The organism is Bacillus sp. FSL K6-4563 (assembly GCF_038630405.1).
GTDB classification, from domain to species: Bacteria; Bacillota; Bacilli; order Bacillales; family Bacillaceae; genus Bacillus; species Bacillus pumilus.
Window position 1 is genome coordinate 1,913,097 of sequence record NZ_CP152030.1, and the last position, 18,392, is coordinate 1,931,488.

Sequence of the window (18,392 nt, forward strand, 5' to 3'; positions counted from 1 at the left end):
AAACAATATATAATTTAGATGAAAACAATCTCTTTTTGAGATAGATGGGTGTGAAGTGTAAAAATGGAGCTTCGTCAGTTACGTTATTTTGTAGAAGTCGCAGACCGTGAACACGTGTCAGAAGCGGCTGAAAACTTACATGTTGCCCAATCTGCGATCAGCCGGCAGATTGCGAATTTAGAAGAAGAACTTGGAGTGGCCTTATTCGAACGAGAAGGACGAAATATCAAATTAACGAAGATCGGCAGACAATTTTTAGATCATGTCAGAACGGCACTAAAAGCCATTGATTATGCGAAAGAGCAAATTGATGAATATTTAGATCCGCACAAAGGAACCGTCAATATCGGCTTTCCTACTAGCCTAGCAAGCCAAGTGCTACCTTCTGTTATTTCCGCCTTTAAGCAGGAATACCCAGAGGTCGATTTTTTACTTCGTCAAGGATCCTATAAATTTCTCATTGAAGCTGTAAAAAATCGAGATATTGATCTCGCCTTTTTAGGACCTGTACCGACAAACGATCCTCAAATAGAAGGACATATTTTGTTTTCAGAAAGCATTTATGCCTTGCTGCCTGTCAGCCACCCCTTTAGCGGACAAAGGAGTATTCATTTAAGTGATTTAAGAAAAGATCATTTCGTGTTATTTCCAGAAGGTTATGTGCTGAGACAAATTGCGGTTGATGCTTGTAAGCAGGCAGGCTATGAGCCAACCATTTCATCAGAAGGAGAAGATTTAGACGCTATTAAAGGTCTCGTATCAGCTGGTATGGGCGTTACCTTATTACCCGAAAGTGCCTTTTATGAAACCACACCGCGATTTACAGCGAAGATTCCGATCGATTTTCCGCAAGTGAGAAGAACTGTTGGAATTATTGCTTCTAAATCACGAGAAATGTCACCTTCTGCTCATGATTTTTATGTGTTCGTGAAGGATTTCTTTTCTAAAATTGAACAATATAAATAATTCATTAAAACAAGACATTTCATTTGTGGAAATAATCCCTCTTTGTATATGATGGGTTACAGAACAACACACTATATGGAAGAAAGGTATTCGTATGAAATCAATTTTATCGTTTTTAAAGCCGTATCGGCTATCCGTTGTGTCCATTGTGATCCTCACCTTTTTAAGCAGTATGCTCCAGCTATATTTACCGACGCTTACGGCAGATATCGTCGATGTCGGGATCGTCCAAGGAGATATTGCTTACATATGGAAGGTTGGCGGCTGGATGGTGGCTTGTTCTTTACTTGCCATCTTACTCACGATCTGGAAGTCTTACTTGTCATCAAAGACTGCACTTGGCTTCGGGCGTGATATGAGAAGACAGCTGTTTGTGCATGTCGAACAATTTTCACTAGAAGAATTTCAAAGGATCGGGACGTCTTCCTTTATTACAAGATCAACAAATGATGTGAAACAAGTCCAAGATGTGACGATCATGATCTTACAAATGATGACGAGAGCACCACTCATGCTTGTGGGCGGAATTATTTTGGCTGTATCCCGAGATGCTGTCCTGTCTCTCATCTTTTTAGCAGCGCTTCCCCTTCTTGGCGGATTTATCTACTTGGTGTCGAGAAAAGCCATTCCTTTATTCGGTCAGCTTCAGAAAAAAACAGATCGGCTGAATTTAATTATGCGAGAATCTCTTTCAGGCATCCGGGTCATTCGTGCTTTTAACCGTGTAGATGATGAAAAGGAGCGTTTTCAAGAAGCCAACACATCCTACAAGGATACTGGTCTGAGAGTCAACCGTTTAATGGCTTACTTGTTTCCATTTATGCTCATCATCATGAACTTCACAAATATCGGCATTGTCTGGCTAGGTGCAAACCGAATTGATGCCGGAGAGATGGAAGTAGGGAATCTTATTGCCTTTATCCAATATGCGATGATGATTTTAATGGCACTGATTATGCTGTCGATGAGTTTTATTATGGTCCCAAGAGCACAAGCATCAGCTAAACGAATGAATGAAGTGTTAAACATGGAACCGAAAATTCAAGACAATGAAGGAACGGTTACTGACCTGCGCGCGCCCGCACAATCCATTCGCTTTGAGGATGTGTCATTTTATTACTCAAATGCTGAAAAGCCGGCAGTTCAAAACATTTCGTTCGAAGCCAAAACTGGCGAAACGACAGCTATTATTGGAAGTACAGGTTCAGGGAAAACCACTCTTCTCCAGCTAATGACGCGCTTCTACGAAGCAACTGAAGGCCGGATTACACTAGATGGTGTAGACATTAGAGAGCTGCCTCAGGAGAAACTAAGAGGCCAGATGGGCTACGTTTCTCAAAAAGCGGTTTTATTTAGTGGAACCATTGCCGATAATGTACGCTTCGGCAGGCAGAATGCAAGCGATGAAGACGTCTGGCAGGCGCTGCGCACGGCGCAGGCAGAAGAATTTGTTTTGCAAAAAGATGGCGGAATCAATGCGGAAATTGACCAGGGCGGATCGAATCTATCTGGCGGTCAAAAGCAGCGTCTTTCTATTGCAAGAGCGCTAGTGAGAAAGCCGTCATTCTATCTGTTTGACGATAGTTTCTCAGCACTTGATTACAAAACAGATGCGAAGCTTCGGGCATCATTAGAAGCGGAAAAAGCGCATGCAGCCCTCATCATTGTGGCGCAAAGAATCAGCACAGTGAAGCATAGTGATAAAATCATCGTACTAGATGATGGGAAAATCGCAGGTATCGGAACACATGAACAATTACTGAAGGACAACCTTGTCTATCAAGAGATTGTTGCATCACAGGAAGGTCAGGAGGTGGAGCGAGGATGAGTAAAAAAATGTCTTCCGGCATGGGCCATAAAGGCGGCCACCCTAGAGGACCTGTCGCAAAACCAAAGGAATTTAAGAAAACACTGCTTCGTTTGATTGGCTATTTAAAACCAAGAAAGATTCAATTGATCATTGTCTTCATTGCAGCAGTCGGTTCAACCGTCTTTAACGTCATTAGTCCAAAGCTGCTAGGGGATGCCACCTCTTCCCTGTTTGACAGCTTTACACAAGGAACAGCTGTACAATTCGATGTCATTTCACGAATCTTATTGCTGCTTGTCGTGCTATACGTCGTTGCTGCTCTCTTTTCATTCGTACAGCAATATGTCATGGCGGGTGTCTCCCAACAGACCATTGCTGAATTACGGCAAGAAGCAAATGACAAGCTCACACGTCTCCCCCTTCGGTATTTTGATAAAACAACCCACGGGGACACGCTGAGCCGTGTAATGAATGATATCGATAATATTAATACTTCGCTTCAGCAGGCACTCACCCAAGTGATTACATCTGTCATTACGGTCATTGGGATTGTCGTCATGATGCTATTGATCAGTCCGCTGCTGACCTTGCTTGTTTGTTTGACGCTGCCGCTCAGCCTGTTTGCGATTCGCGGCATTACGTCATTTTCTCAAAAGCATTTTAAAGCGCAGCAAAAAGAGCTGGGGATGATCAATGGCCATATTAATGAAATGTTCACAGGGCATCAGACAGTTCGTGCGTATGGCTACGAAAAGAAAGCGATCGATACATTTGATCAATTAAACGAACAGCTGTATGAATCATCGAGGAAAGCGCAGTTCATATCCGGTTTAATGATGCCATTGATGACGTTTATCGGGAACCTTGGCTATGTGGCAGTCAGTGTAGCCGGCGGTATTCTTGTGATTAACGGGAATATTCGTGTCGGAGATGTGCAGGCGTTTATCCAATACACGCAGCAAATGTCTCAACCGCTCGTGCAAGCATCAAGCGTCGCCAACTTGGTTCAATCAGCGATTGCTTCTGCTGAAAGGGTGTTTGAAATCCTGGATGAGAAAGAAGAAAGTCCCGAGGAAGATGCAGCAATTGATCTTGAATCACTTTCAGGCGATGTGAGCTTTGAACAAGTTCAATTCGGATATGAAAAAGGCCATCCAATTATTAAAGATTTGACTTTAGATGTCAAAGAAGGTCAAACGGTTGCGATTGTCGGGCCAACAGGCGCTGGAAAAACAACCATCATCAATCTTTTAATGCGTTTCTATGAATTAGATCAAGGCTCGATCCGCATCGGCGGCGTCAAAACAACTGATCTCAGCCGTCAGCAAGTACGCGACTTATTTGCAATGGTTCTTCAGGATACGTGGCTTTTTGAAGGGACGATTCATGATAATATTGCCTATGGCAGGCAGAACGTCTCAAAAGAGGATGTCATCAAAGCCGCCAAACATGCTTATGCTGACGACTTCATCCGCACGCTTCCAGACGGATATGACACACTCTTAACAGAAGATGCCGGCAATCTATCCCAAGGTCAACGCCAGCTGTTAACCATCGCACGTGCGATTTTATCTGATCCAAAAATCTTAATATTAGATGAAGCGACGAGCAGTGTGGATACACGGACAGAGATGCACATTCAAAAAGCGATGAATGAATTGATGAAAGGCAGAACGAGCTTCGTCATTGCACACAGACTGTCGACGATTAAGGATGCCGACCTTATTCTAGTCATGAAAGATGGCACCATCATTGAAAAAGGAACGCACAGAGAACTCTTAAAACAAAATGGTTTCTATGCAGACTTATATATGAGCCAATTTACGGAGAATCAAGTCGGTTAAATATAAAAAAGGATAGACACGCATCCATGCGGTCTATCCTTTTTTGGTTAATCTAAACGCTTTTTCACTTTTACACTGAGTTTCGTTATATACTCTGCTTCATTTTTAGACAAGAGTGAATGAAGCAAATACTCCTCAAAGACATCTCCATCCAGCATCATGTCCTCTTTCTCGATTACATCTAACAAGCGCGAATAAGCAGATTCAATCTCTTCATATGATCCTTGATCATACATCACCGCATAAAGGCCCGCAGGTTTTTTAACTGCTTCCGGCGCTTCCATTCGGCAAAACAGCTGATTTGACTGATGATAGTGACGCTGAAGGAACTGCTCTTTTTTTAAGACAGCACCATTTGCGGCAGCCCCTTTTATGCCAATTTCCTTTAGAAAATGTCCAACAATTCGAGATATTTCTTCTACGGATGTATTCATGTCAATCGGGTTCGATGCACTTAATACAACTGGTTCTTCTGGGAGCTCTTGAAACAGCACCTCCCCTATTTTTACAGATGATAGTTCATGCGTCGTCTCCATGACCCGCATAAGAAAAGACTGGATATCTTGAAGTTTTTCAATCTCTTGTTTGACCTTGTCTATTTGTTCTGCTGCTAGGCTTTGGAGCCTTTCGCGGGACGGCTCAGTGAAATATTGTTTTAACTCTTTTATCGGAAATTGCACAGCTCGAAGGGATTGAATCGCTATAAAATGATCAAATTGCTCAAGTGTATAGTAACGGTACCCATTTTCATGAACACCAGCTGGCTTAAATAAATCAATTTTATCGTAATAAAACAAGGTATCTTTCTTTACATCAAATAACTTGGCAAATTCTCCAGTGAAAAATGTTTTTTGCACATCATTCATCATCATTAAGGCTCCTCTCTTGACTATGGAGTTACTCCACCCTTTATGATAACATGCAGAACCCTACTACGCTTGGAAAGGATAAAAACATGAACAACATCACTCAACATGAAGTGACATTAGAACTGGCAAAAAAAGAGGACTTCCCTTCAATGAAAAAAGAGCTGCAGAAAGCTTTTACAGCTGGCGTGATCGATGCATTTGGCGATGCGCATGATGGATCGATTCCTCCAGATGAAGTGATTGATGAATCTTTTCAATCGAATGAACACATTGTTTATCATATTATGCTAAATGACGAAAAGGCAGGCGGCGTTGTCATTAAAATCAACCAAGAGACCCAGCACAACTCAGTTGACCTATTATACATCTCTTCATCCTCACACGGAAAAGGCATTGGTCAGGCAGCATGGAAAGCCATCGAGGCGCAATATCCAGAAACGATTGTTTGGGAAGTTGTGACTCCGTATTTTGAAAAACGCAACATTCATTTCTATGTCAATAAGTGCGGCTTTCAAATTGTGGAGTTTTATCATATGAAACATCCAGATCCGAACGCACCTCATGAAACTGATCAAGAAAATCAGCATACTGCACCTGAGGAATTTGAATTTTTTAAGTTTGAGAAAATGATGAAGAAAACCTGCTCTAGCCGATAAATATCTGCATCAAAAAAACACTACCCCATGAAAAAAGGTAGTGTTTTTTGAATCTCATCTAGCTTCTAATCTGACCGTCACCCGACAGAAGCAGCTTCGTTGTCGTGAGTGCTGGAAGTCCCATCGGACCTCTTGCATGCAGTTTTTGAGTAGAAATGCCAATTTCAGCCCCATATCCAAGTGCACCGCCGTCTGTAAAGCGTGTAGATGCGTTATGATAAACCGCCGCCGCATCGACTTCGTTTAAAAACGTGAGTGCCTGCTCTTCATCCTCTGTCACGATGGCTTCTGAATGTTTTGTACCGTACTTTTCAATATGGTCGATCGCACCCTCGATGGAATCGACTACCTTTACAGCAAGATCAAGACTTAAATACTCATCTGTCCAGTCCACTTCCTCAGCAGGAATGGCGTTTGATAAATGAGACAGTGCTTCCTCGTCGCCATGTACGGTGACATGGTGCTCTAGCAGAGCTTCATTCAACGATGCCGCATTTTCTTTCAGCCAATCGCGATGGATGATTAGCGTCTCAAGAGCATTACATACAGCTGGACGATTCGTTTTTGCATTGATGACGATCTCAATAGCTTTTTTCACATTGGCTGTTTGATCAATAAAGACATGACAGTTTCCTGTTCCTGTTTCAAGAACGGGAATGGTAGATTGTTCAACCACTGTTTTGATTAAAGAAGCTCCGCCTCGCGGAATTAAGACATCAATCCATTCTTTTAGATGAAACATCGCTTGAACCGATGAACGGTCTGTTTGTTCTATCAATTGCACCGCATCACGCGGGATCTTTGTTTGATCCAATGCTTCATGAATAACACTCACAATGGCTTTGTTGGAAGAAATAGCGGAGGAACCGCCTTTTAAAATCACTGCGTTACCTGCTTTAAGGGCAAGCCCTGCTGCATCGACAGTGACATTCGGTCTCGCTTCATAGATCATACCGATCACGCCGAGCGGTACTCTTCGGCTTTTCACATGCAAGCCGTTCTCAAGAGTCCATTCATCCAATATTTCTCCAACAGGATCTGTTAATCTCGTCACAAGCCGCAAGCTTTCGGCAAACTCATGAATTCTTTCTTCATTTAACATTAAACGATCCAAGAGTGCCTCTGAAAATCCCTTTTCCTTCCCGGCATCTATATCCTTTTCATTCTCTTGCAAGATGAACGTGCTATTTTGTTCTAACGCTTCTGCTAGTTTCAGCAGTGCCTCGTTTTTATCCTCTGTATGAAGTAAACCTAGTTTTTTTGAAACGTGCTTTGCTTTTTTCGCTTTTTCTTTGACCGATGTGACAACTTCAGCTGTCAGTGTCATGGAATTCCTCCCTTTTGGTTAGCAAACTGGTATCGATAAATCTAAATGACAAACAAAAGCTTCAAGATCGACGACATGAACCACTTCATCCTGCAAGAAGTCACGCTTTTGGATGAGTTCATCTGACGAATAATTCACAATGCCCAGTCCGATTTCTCTTTCATCTTGATCTAAAATACGGACGACATCCCTTTTTTTAAACGAACCCTTCACATTGACAATACCATCGGAATCGAGGCTTCTCTCACGGTGCATGAGGTGTTCCTGTGTTTTCTCACGAATGACGATCTCGCCTTTTGGTCCAGAATGAAAGGCAATCCACTGCTTCTTGTAATTCAGCGGTGCTAAATTTTCATCAGCAGTAAAATAAGTGCCGTCCTCTGTTCCATTAATGGCTTTGTCTAAAATGTGAGGCGTATCCGCTTTTCCTAAAAAGCCATTGATACCAGCGGCCATTGAAATTTTAAACGCATCGAGCTTTGATTTCATTCCGCCTGTGCCCACACTGCTGCCTGCATCTCCAGCCGCTGCTTCTATGTCTTCTGTGATGTCTGTGACTTCAAGAATTCGCTTCGCATTTGGGTTTGTATGCGGGTTATCTTCATACAAGCCATCAATATCAGATAAAATGGCAAGGAAATCCGCATCAATGAGTCCAGCTACTTTTGCAGACAATGTATCGTTATCTCCGAACTTCAAGCGGTTAATCGTCACTGTATCATTTTCATTGATAATCGGAATAATGCCTCGATCTAATAACACATTCATCGTGTTGCGCACATTTTGATAGCGCGTTTCATCTGAAAAATCACTTCTTGTGATTAAAAGCTGTGAGGCAATATAACCGTGTGATAAAAATAAAGTAGAATATGATTCCATTAAAAGGCCTTGCCCGATTGAGGCAGATGCCTGTTTTTCCGGCAGTGTTTTGGGTCTATCGATAAATCCTAGTTTTCGGTAGCCAGCTGCAACCGCACCAGATGAAACCAAAATGACTTCGTGTCCTTCATCTTTGAGTTTCACAATTTGATTGACGAGGTTTTCTAGTTTTTTTAAACTAATCTCTCCTTGAAAGCTAGTAAGAGAGCTGCTTCCGATTTTTACAACAATTCGTTTTCTCTCTTTATCTGCGTACACCTTATCACTCCTGTACCTAAGCTCTATTTATATAGATACTTTTTGTTTTTGCTGTTTGCTGATCTCTTTTGATCGATTGGTAGCATGTTTGACGGCCTGCTTGATTGCTTCTCCTCCGCCAAAATCATCTAATGCATTCAGTCCTGCAGCTGTTGTTCCATTTGGTGACGTAATTTTCTCTCTCAGAGTAGAAGGGTTTTCCTCTGTTTCTTGCAGCATTTTCGCAGCACCGAGAAGTGTCTGCGCGCCAATTTGGCGAGACAATTCCTTAGATAAACCTGCTTCTTCTCCTGCTTCTTCGATTCTTTCCATTAAGAAATAAAAATAGGCTGGTCCGCTTCCGGCAATTCCAGTGAAAATATCCATTTGCTCTTCCTGAATGGTATACACTTCGCCCATTTCAGATAAAAGAGCCTGACTCATGCTGATATGGTCGTCTTTCACATAACGTCCAGCACATAAAGCGGTCGCTGAAGCCCCGATCGTACTTGACGTATTCGGCATGACCCTCATCACGGGCTGCCCTTCATGCAGCGTATCTTCAATATACGATTGCTTCACGCCTGCAAGGACAGACATGATCAGCTGGTCTCTCCGAATATGAGGTTTTAACGATTCAAGTGCTGTTTCAGCATCCTTTGGCTTCATGGCCAGGATCAACATATCCATTTCTTCAAAAGGAAAAGAATCCATTGTGGCTGTTTGTATTCCGTAACGTGTCGTTAGTTCATTCAATCGAATTTGATTTTGTCTGTTTGTTGCGTAAATTTGGCCTAGCGGCATTTGTCCTGATCGCACAATCCCTGCAATCATTCCTTCCGCCATAGAACCTGCTCCAATGAAAGCAACTTTCTTTTGATGAATAATATTGATCCTCTCCCTTGTTCGCTTTTTGTTCGTGTTTTTCGCACGTTAGTTATCGTAACATGATGAGAAATCGTGTCAAGAAAGAGCCAGCGCTTTTCAAAAGTCCCGAATACGCGTTCAACCGCTTGCTGTATGTATACTGACTGCGCTTTTGCAAAACAACAATTTAGATCTAAAGAACTATTCATATTTGCATCATAGTACCCTTTCGTTCGACTGAATTCCCCATTTTATTTTTGGTTTCGGTGACTTCAATTCTATTTTATAGAAAGCGCTATCATTTCTAATGGATTTCTATTTTCCTATATGACGAATGTGCTTGAATCTTCCGATTAGACTATTGACATATTTTAGAAAACATGTCCGTTGAAATGATATTTTACGGGTGATACCGTGAAAGGGAAACTAAGTGAAAAAGGAGCGTTCATAATGAAAGTGAAAGAAAACTATATCAATGTCATTCCAATGAAAGAAATCCGTTCGACCGATGACCTTCTTTTCCCGTTCCCTATTTACAATGAGCTACGTGCACAGAGTGATATTAGATATGATGAAACAAGAAAGTGCTGGGATCTCTTTCGATATGCGGATATCCAGTCTGTTCTGAAGCAGCCAAAAGTGTTCTCATCACAGCGAGGAAGAAGCACGACAAAAACGAGTATTTTAACGATGGACCCACCAAAGCATACAAAAATGAGAGCACTCGTCAATAAAGCATTCACGCCAAAAGCGATTAAACAATTAGAAGATAACATTAAAGACCTGACACATGACCTGCTGCAACAAGTCAAGGATCAGCGTACGTTTGATATCGCGGAAGATCTAGCAGCTCCCCTGCCTGTCATGATTATTGCTGAGCTTCTCGGCGCAGAGGTAAAGGATAGAGCGTTCATTAAAAAACATTCTGATGCCCTAGTAGCAGGTGCAAAGGATGAATCAGAAGAAGCCATTCAAGCAGTAGTCGATATGCAAAAACGCGCAGAGGAAGAGCTGTCCACTTATTTTGCTCACTTGATCCAAAAACGAAAAGAATCCCCTGCTGATGACCTGATCTCACTTCTTATTCAAGCAGAAATCGATGGTGAGCGTTTAACCGAGAATGAACTACTTGGTTTTTGTATTCTATTACTTGTTGCTGGTAATGAGACAACGACCAATTTGATTACAAATGCAGTAAGACTGCTAACAGAGCAGCCGCATATCGCCGAAGCAGTACGGGAAGACCCCTCTCTTATTCCTCAATTGACAGAGGAAACGCTACGCTATTACCCGCCTGTTCAAGCCATTGGGCGAATCGCGGCCGAGGATGTTGAGATTGCAGGCTCAAAAATTAAAAAAGGAGACTATCTCATTAGCTGGGTCGCTTCTGCAAATCGCGATGAACAGAAATTTGACGATCCAGAAACGTTCCGTCTTGACCGGAAATCAAACCCGCATATGAGCTTTGGCTTTGGCATTCATTTTTGTCTCGGTGCACCGCTTGCCCGCCTTGAGAGCAACATTGCACTTGAGATTTTACTCCAGACGTTTCAAGACATCACCTGTGCGGCAGATCAGCTAAAACCCATTCAAAGCACATTTGTTTTTGGGGTAAAAGAATTTCCTGTACAGGTCACCCGTTTTTAAAAGTCCCTTTTGAGGGGCTTTTTTTCATTTTCTTCAATTCATTATCTCTTTCTTACCTTCCACCTCCGAACATGCTAAAATAAAGTCCATATAAAGTGATAACGGATTTCAGAAAAGGAGCCAAAAATTCATGACCGATTATACAGCAATGAAAGACGGAATATTCAAATCAGTTTGTTCGTTAGATTGCCCGGATCAGTGCGGTCTTTTGATACATAAAGAAAATGGAAAGATCGTAAAAGTGCAGGGAGATCCAGACCACCCCGTCACCCAAGGCAACATATGTAACAAAGTGCGGAATGTCACAGCCCGTTTATATGATGAAAAGCGACTGACCACTCCTTTGAAGCGTGTTGGCCGCAAAGGCGATGGACAATTTGCTCCGATTACGTGGGAAGAAGCCATTGAAACCATTCGGCAAAAATGGACAAAACTGATTGAAGAAAAAGGTCCAGAAAGTATTCTGCCTTACAGCTTTTATGGGAATATGGGCAATCTGAATGCAGAAGGCATGGACCGCCGCTTTTTCTATCGTCTTGGTTCAAGTCAATTAGACCGGACCATCTGTCAGTCAGCAGGAACGACTGGCTATAAATATACAATGGGTGCAAGCATTGGGACAGATCCAGAAGAGACCATTCATACGAAACTATTCATCTTTTGGGGGATCAATGCCGTGTCGACCAATATGCACCAAATCACCCTCGCACAAAAAGCGCGAAAGCAAGGAGCAAAGATTGTCGTGATTGATGTACACAAGAACCAAACCGGACGGATGGCAGATTGGTTCATTCCGCTTCGACCTGGTACTGACAGTGCCCTTGCCCTTGGCATCATGCATGTTCTTTTTAAAGAAGGACTAACAGATGAAGCCTTTTTAGAATCTTATACAACCGGTCATAAGGAGCTGCGTGAGCATGTGAAGCAGTATGATCCAGACACTGTTGAGGGCATCACGGGGGTTTCTAAAGAGGACATCCTTACACTTGCAAGAATGTACGCTGAAACATCGCCATCTCTCATTCGCATTGGCAATGGTTTGCAGCACCATGATAATGGCGGAATGAGTATTCGAACCATTTCCTGCCTCCCTGCCCTGACTGGTCAGTGGCTCTACAAGGGCGGCGGTGCGATGAAATCAAACTCTTCTTTTCTCAGCTATAATGAAACAGCTCTTCAGCGGCCAGATTTATTAAAGGAACGCACGCCAAGATCATTTAATATGAATCAGCTAGGCAGTGTGCTGACGAATGCAGCGCCTTCCATTGATTCACTCTTTGTCTACTCGTGCAACCCAGCTGTTGTGACGCCTGAAGCGAATAAAGTAAGAGAAGGTTTGCTGAGAGATGACTTATTTACAGTCGTTCACGACCTATTTCTAACAGAGACAGCTAAGTATGCAGACATTGTCCTGCCGGCAACATCCGCCTTTGAAAATGAGGATTTCTATACATCATACTGGCACCATTATATTCAAATTCAAGAGCCAGTGATTGAACGCTATGGAGAAAGCAAATCCAATACAGAAGTGTTTCGCTTGTTAGCCCATGCGATGGGCTTTGAAGATGAAGCCTTCCGCGAGACAGATGCGGAACTCATGGAACAAGCCCTTCATCATCCAGAAAATCCGCATTATGAGGACATTTCATACGAGGCATTAAAAGAAAAGAAATGGATCAAAGCAAAACGAGGACCTTTCCAAGACTTAAAGCTCTCTACCCCGAGCGGCAAAATTGAGCTTTATTCTGAACAAATGAAAAAAGACGGATATCCGGCGCTTCCTACCTACGTGCCCCTTTATCAGGAAAGCGAATATCCACTTACCTTTATACCGGGACCGAATCATAATTTTCTTAACTCAACCTTCTCACTTCATGAAAAGCATCAAAAGCTTGAGAAATTTCCTAAGCTTCACATGAATGAACAAGATGCAAAGGCAAGAAAAATTGAAGATGGTGACATGGTACGTGTGCTCAATGACCGCGGAGAATGCGAGCTTGTCGTGTCAGTCGGTCACAATGTATTACCTGGTGTTGTGGTCAGTCAAGGATTATGGGCAGATCAAAAAGGCAAAAAACAGCTAGTCAACGGACTAACACCTGATCGGCTAGCAGATATGGGCGGCGGTGCGACGTTCTTTTCTGGCAGAGTGGAAGTTGAAAAATGATCATAGACAGAAGAAAAGCCAGCAAAAACTGCTGGCTTTTTAATGCTTTCTATTGACCAATAAACAACTGGTTGGTCGTTACATTCGCACTTCCGTTGCTTTGATAGCCTTCTACAGTAAATGCCGTTTCATACATTTTGCCCATTGGCATCCCTAAGCTTTCCCATTTTTTGAAATGTGCACTGACAGATACCGTTCCACTCGTACGTTTCGATTGACGTACACTCCAATATTGCTTGAAGGTCGCAATTCCAATAATGGAAGGCTGATTGACACGGGTCGTTTCATAAATGTCATACGTGCCCCCATCTGCATAAAATGATCCTTTATACGCTCCTGTTGGGCGATAGGTGCCCCATGAATCAACAATGTAATATTCTGCTAATGGAGATTGTGTCCAGCCATAGACACATAAGTAGGAATTCCCACCTGGGTTAAAGTTTGCGTTGTAATTGATAGAGATGTTGCCAAGCTGATGATGAGTTTTAGTGGAATCAAACTTCTTTCCTTTTCTAAATAAAGCATTATTAATATTGTTCCAGCCTGCACTAAATGCCCCGCCGTTATTAAGTGTCATCGAGGTGTTTCCATGATCCTTCCATAATTCGTAATCATACCCGCTATGTGTACCTACTTCATTATTATAAATCGTTTTCGCATAAGCTGGTACAGCAGTCAGTGTCAACACAAACCCGATACACATCACAAACAACAGCCTCAATCTTTTCAAATTCATTTTCCATCCCTCTCCTTTTTTCATTAAAATTGTTCTGCCTTCTCTAAGATGAAGCGAGCTCATCACCTCCTTTCATGTCACCATTCTCTGCTAGACGGAACGGTATTGTTCTAACCCGGCATGGATGTCTCTTGTTTGTGTATAGATCTTTTGATACAGATGAAATAGATCAGCATATATACTTGCATGTTGCTGCTCTGGCTCATAGACAGCAGCTTGATGAATAAACTGATCTGCACATGTCTCAAGCGATGGATACCAGCCGCAACCAACGGCGGCCAGCATAGCTGCACCTAAAGCAGGCCCTTGTTCATTGTCTAACTGGATGACCTCAGCCTGAAATATGTCTGCTTGCATTTGAAGCCATGTCCGGCTTCTTGCACCGCCCCCAATGGACACAATAGAATCTATGTGTTTTCCTGCTTGCCGGAATAAGGCAATAGATTCATTTAACGAGAAGGTAATACCTTCTAGCACAGCCCTGACGACATGCGCCCTTTCATGTCGGCTGTCTAAACCAATCAAGCTTCCACGAATGGTAGAATCCGCATGAGGTGTTCTCTCCCCTACTAAATATGGCGTGAAGAGCAATCCATTCGCTCCTGGCGTGACATCAACTGCACCCTCTAAAAGTGATTGGAACGATTCCTCTGGAGCCAGTAAATGTTTTACCCAATTAAGGCTATATCCTGCTGAAAGGGTGACACCCATTGTGTAGAAAGCGTCTTTTTTTGCATGATGGAACAAATGCAAGTTTCCTTGAAGCTCTCTTTCATGATCCTCTTCGTAAGAGAGAATGACGCCAGATGTACCAATGCTGCATAACGTGCGGCCAGAGGATAAAATACCAGCACCAATTGCTCCGCAAGCATTGTCTGCCCCGCCAGCAAAGACTTTTGCCCCCTCTTCGATCCCCGTCTCACGTGCAATGTGCGGAAATAGTGTACCAACCTCTTCCTCTGATGAGATAAGCGGCGGACAAATATGAGGAGGAATATCAAATGCCTGACAAATTTCTTCACTCCACGCTTGCTCTCCAATATTTAACAGTAATGTGCCAGCCGCATCAGAATAATCGATATGAACAGTACCTGTTAAACGAAATCTGACATAATCTTTTGGGAGTAAAAACATGTCGATTTGTTGATCAATTTCTGGTTCATGTTCCTTTACCCATAATAATTTTGGCAGTGTGAATCCTTCAAGCGCTTGATTTTTCGTGATCTTTTGCAGCTTTTTCCCCAGCTTTTTTGTGATGCGTGTACATTGCGCAGTCGTTCGTGTATCATTCCATAAAATCGCAGGGCGGAGCACCTTGCGGGATTCATTTAAAAGAACAAGACCATGCATCTGTCCAGAAAAGCTGATGCCCTCTACTTTCTTTGAAAGGACAGGCTGTCTTGCCATCAGTTCTTTCATCGCAGCCACTGTTTGCTCAACCCATTCCTCTGGGTTCTGTTCACAATATCCAGGTTTATCTTGAATGAGGCGGTAAGGCTTAGTGGCCTCGCCGCACACCTTTCCATTCTCATCGACTAATATGGCTTTGACTCCGCTCGTTCCAAGATCAATTCCCATCACATACTTCATGTCTTCACTCCTTCAAAACAGGTCCGCTTCTTCAATCAATCTTCTAACAAGTATTGATTTAACCGGGCTTTCAACTGTTCCTCTCTTCCCGATTCGTTTCTGATTAAAGGGTGTTTGAGCGCATACTCTTCTAATGTATGAAAGTTTGCCTTTCCTTCTGAAATGTCACGGCCAATCCCTTCAGAAAAACTGCGATACCGGTGCTTGATCACATCTTCAAACACACGATCTTCTATGAGTCTATGAGCGACCCGCAGTCCTTTTGCGAATGCATCCATACCCGCAATATGGGCATACAAAATATCTTCAAGCTCAAAAGAAGCTCTTCTCACTTTTGCATCAAAATTGAGACCGCCAGTTCCTAGTCCGCCATTTTGCAAAATTTCATACATGGCAAGAGTTGTGGCATATAAATCGGTTGGAAATTCATCCGTGTCCCAGCCGAGCAGCGTATTCCCTTGGTTTGCATCCACAGAACCGAGCAATCCATGTATTCTTGAGACGCGTAATTCATGCTCAAACGTATGACCAGCAAGCGTCGCATGATTGGCCTCGATGTTCAATTTAAAATGTGAATCTAGTCCGTATTGCTTTAAAAAGGCAATAGATGTCGCTGCATCTGCATCGTATTGATGAGTGGTTGGCTCCTTTGGCTTAGGCTCAATTAAAAATTGGCCAGTGTACCCAATTTCCTTTGCATAATCAACAGCCATATGCAAAAATGACGCCATGTGATCAAGCTCTCTTTTCATATCTGTATTCAGCAGAGTATCGTACCCTTCTCGTCCTCCCCAGAAAACGTAATTTTCTGCGCCAAGTTCTTTAGCTGTTTCGATGCCTTTTTTCACCTGTGCGGCTGCATAGGCAAAGACATCTGCATGACAAGATGTTGCTGCGCCGTGTACAAATCTAGGATGCTTGAACATATTGGCTGTATTCCACAGCAGCTTGACTCCGCTATCTCGCATGTATTCTTTCATTCTTTCTAAAATGATGTCTAATTGCTGATTCGTCTCTTGAAGCGTATCTCCCTCCGGTGCAATGTCACGGTCATGGAAGGAAAAATACGGAACATCCAATAGATCAAACAGTTGAAAGGCTACTTCCAATCTAGCTTTTGCTAAATCCATTCCGCTATAGGAGTCCCAGGCTCTCTGCATCGTACCAGTTCCAAACATGTCTGTTCCATCAGCAGTCAATGTATGCCAATAAGCGACTGAGAAGCGCAGGTGATCTTTCATTGTTTTTCCGCCAATCATTTCACTTGGATTATAGTGTTTAAAAGCGAGTGGATTTTTTGATTGTTTTCCTTCAAATTGTATTTTTCCGATTCCTTCTAAACTGTGTAACGTTTTCATATTTGAGTTGGCCATCTTTTATTCCTCCTATGAATATACTTTGTAAGTTGATTCAACAAACTAATGTTCAATTGATGATCGATTCACTTTGAATTTTCCATATTTTTTAGTTTTTTAGAAATATTTTCGTTATAATAAAGTTAAAATCATCCTTCTTACAGATTACATGCGTAGAAAAGCAGCTTTTTTCTTCACTTAATCTAAAGACGAAACAAATGGAGTGGATAACATGGATATCGCTGATCAGAACTTTGTGAAAAAAATAAATCAAAAGCTATTATTAAAAGAAATTCTCCAGCATGCGCCAATTTCTAGAGCTAAATTATCTGAACGCACTGGGTTAAATAAATCGACTGTTTCCTCTCAAGTGAGTACATTAATGAAAGAGCAACTCGTCTATGAGATCGGTCAAGGTGAGTCTAGCGGCGGGAGAAGACCGGTTTTACTGATGTTTAATAAACGTGCTGGCTGCTCCATCGGGATTGATGTCGGCGTTGATTATGTCAATGGCATTTTAACCGACCTTGAAGGGTCCATCCTTCAAGAAGAGCAGATCAGGCTCCCATCAAGCGCTCCTGATGTGACCATACGCATATTAACTGAATTAATCCAGCAGTTGATGGCACAAATCCCCTCTTCCCCATATGGGCTCATAGGTATTGGCCTATGTATACCCGGGCTAGTGGATGCCGATCAACAAATCGTGTTTACGCCGCATTCTAAATGGAAAAATGTTGACCTAAAAACAACGCTCCAAGACGCATTCCAAGTACCCGTTTTCATTGAAAATGAAGCAAATGCTGGTGCATATGGTGAAAAAATCTTTGGTGCCGCTAAACATTATGATCATTTGATCTATGCCAGCATCGGCACTGGCATTGGAATCGGGATCATTATCAATCATCATTTATACAGAGGTGCATACGGCTTTTCTGGTGAAATGGGACATATGACCATCGACTTTAATGGACCAACTTGCAGCTGCGGAAACCGTGGATGTTGGGAGCTGTATGCATCTGAGAAAGCCTTGTTTCAGTCCCTTCAAACAAATGATCAGCCCATCTCTCACCAAGATGTGGAACAGCTGGCAATGTTAAATGACATGAAAACGCTCAATGCCTTGCGCAACTTTGGTTTTTATCTTGGAGTCGGCCTCACAAACGTCCTGCATACCTTTAACCCGCAAGCGATTATTTTACGAAACAAAGTGATTGAAGCGCAGCCAACGGTTCTACGTGTGATTCAAGAGGAGGTCTCCTCCAGGATGGATACTCAATTCAGTTCACATGTCGAGCTGCTTCCATCGTCATTAGGACACAACGCACCAGTATTAGGGATGACATCTCTCGTCATTGAAGCTTTCCTGCAAGATGCCACCCTCTCACCATGACAGATTCATAGATAAAAAAGACAGCTCTTACCGTGTTGTCTTTTTTTAT

At 42.6% G+C, this 18,392-nt stretch carries 14 protein-coding genes; 7 read left to right on the plus strand and 7 right to left on the minus strand.

Features of this window, described 5'->3' with window-relative positions:
- Window positions 1–63 precede the first annotated feature (63 nt).
- The 3 genes from MHH54_RS09425 to MHH54_RS09435 all read left to right on the plus strand — a co-directional run bounded on the left by MHH54_RS09425 (window position 64) and on the right by MHH54_RS09435 (window position 4,620).
- Complete coding sequence (locus MHH54_RS09425) at window positions 64–966, plus strand: LysR family transcriptional regulator (RefSeq protein WP_003215832.1); 903 nt, start codon at window positions 64–66, stop codon at window positions 964–966.
- A gap of 94 nt (window positions 967–1,060) precedes the next feature.
- Window positions 1,061–2,794, plus strand: a complete 1,734-nt coding sequence (locus MHH54_RS09430) for an ABC transporter ATP-binding protein (RefSeq protein WP_342500216.1) — start codon at window positions 1,061–1,063, stop codon at window positions 2,792–2,794.
- The gene (locus tag MHH54_RS09435; protein ID WP_342500217.1) at window positions 2,791–4,620 is read left to right on the plus strand and encodes an ABC transporter ATP-binding protein; all 1,830 of its coding nucleotides are present in this window, start codon (window positions 2,791–2,793) and stop codon (window positions 4,618–4,620) included. The genes MHH54_RS09430 and MHH54_RS09435 overlap by 4 nt, the downstream gene beginning before the upstream one ends.
- Window positions 4,621–4,667: 47 nt before the next feature.
- Here the strand turns inward: MHH54_RS09435 and MHH54_RS09440 are convergent, their stop codons facing one another.
- Window positions 4,668–5,489: a MerR family transcriptional regulator gene (locus MHH54_RS09440; RefSeq protein WP_342500218.1), complete on the minus strand. Its 822-nt coding sequence runs from the start codon at window positions 5,487–5,489 to the stop codon at window positions 4,668–4,670.
- 86 nt (window positions 5,490–5,575) lie between these two features.
- Between MHH54_RS09440 and MHH54_RS09445 the strand changes: the two genes are divergently transcribed.
- The gene (locus MHH54_RS09445; protein ID WP_342500219.1) at window positions 5,576–6,145 is read left to right on the plus strand and encodes a GNAT family N-acetyltransferase; all 570 of its coding nucleotides are present in this window, start codon (window positions 5,576–5,578) and stop codon (window positions 6,143–6,145) included.
- 58 nt (window positions 6,146–6,203) lie between these two features.
- On the opposite strand, the gene MHH54_RS09450 is transcribed toward MHH54_RS09445, so the two are convergent.
- Genes MHH54_RS09450 through proC form a run of 3 tightly spaced genes read right to left on the minus strand, consistent with a single transcriptional unit; the run spans window position 6,204 to window position 9,473 of the window.
- Entirely contained in the window at window positions 6,204–7,472 is a 1,269-nt protein-coding gene (locus tag MHH54_RS09450; RefSeq protein WP_342500220.1) for a glutamate-5-semialdehyde dehydrogenase, read from the minus strand.
- Between the two features lie 18 nt (window positions 7,473–7,490).
- A complete protein-coding gene (gene proB, locus MHH54_RS09455) occupies window positions 7,491–8,609 on the minus strand; it encodes a glutamate 5-kinase (RefSeq protein WP_342500221.1) in 1,119 nt (372 codons plus the stop codon).
- 27 nt (window positions 8,610–8,636) lie between these two features.
- Window positions 8,637–9,473, minus strand: a complete 837-nt coding sequence (gene proC, locus MHH54_RS09460; RefSeq protein WP_342500914.1) for a pyrroline-5-carboxylate reductase — start codon at window positions 9,471–9,473, stop codon at window positions 8,637–8,639.
- Between the two features lie 432 nt (window positions 9,474–9,905).
- Here proC and MHH54_RS09465 point away from each other — a divergent pair, with 432 nt between their 5' ends.
- Entirely contained in the window at window positions 9,906–11,102 is a 1,197-nt protein-coding gene (locus tag MHH54_RS09465) for a cytochrome P450 (protein WP_342500222.1), read from the plus strand.
- A gap of 130 nt (window positions 11,103–11,232) precedes the next feature.
- On the plus strand, window positions 11,233–13,269 hold the full coding sequence (locus MHH54_RS09470; protein WP_003216043.1) for a molybdopterin oxidoreductase family protein: 2,037 nt from the start codon (window positions 11,233–11,235) through the stop codon (window positions 13,267–13,269).
- A gap of 49 nt (window positions 13,270–13,318) precedes the next feature.
- On the opposite strand, the gene MHH54_RS09475 is transcribed toward MHH54_RS09470, so the two are convergent.
- The 3 genes from MHH54_RS09475 to xylA all read right to left on the minus strand — a co-directional run bounded on the left by MHH54_RS09475 (window position 13,319) and on the right by xylA (window position 16,968).
- A complete protein-coding gene (locus tag MHH54_RS09475; protein WP_034620516.1) occupies window positions 13,319–14,005 on the minus strand; it encodes a glycoside hydrolase family 11 protein in 687 nt (228 codons plus the stop codon).
- Between the two features lie 90 nt (window positions 14,006–14,095).
- Window positions 14,096–15,595, minus strand: a complete 1,500-nt coding sequence (gene xylB, locus MHH54_RS09480; protein WP_342500223.1) for a xylulokinase — start codon at window positions 15,593–15,595, stop codon at window positions 14,096–14,098.
- A gap of 35 nt (window positions 15,596–15,630) precedes the next feature.
- On the minus strand, window positions 15,631–16,968 hold the full coding sequence (gene xylA / locus MHH54_RS09485; RefSeq protein WP_342500224.1) for a xylose isomerase: 1,338 nt from the start codon (window positions 16,966–16,968) through the stop codon (window positions 15,631–15,633).
- A 214-nt stretch (window positions 16,969–17,182) separates the two neighbouring features.
- Here xylA and MHH54_RS09490 point away from each other — a divergent pair, with 214 nt between their 5' ends.
- Window positions 17,183–18,343, plus strand: a complete 1,161-nt coding sequence (locus MHH54_RS09490) for an ROK family transcriptional regulator (protein WP_342500225.1) — start codon at window positions 17,183–17,185, stop codon at window positions 18,341–18,343.
- Window positions 18,344–18,392: the final 49 nt, after the last annotated feature.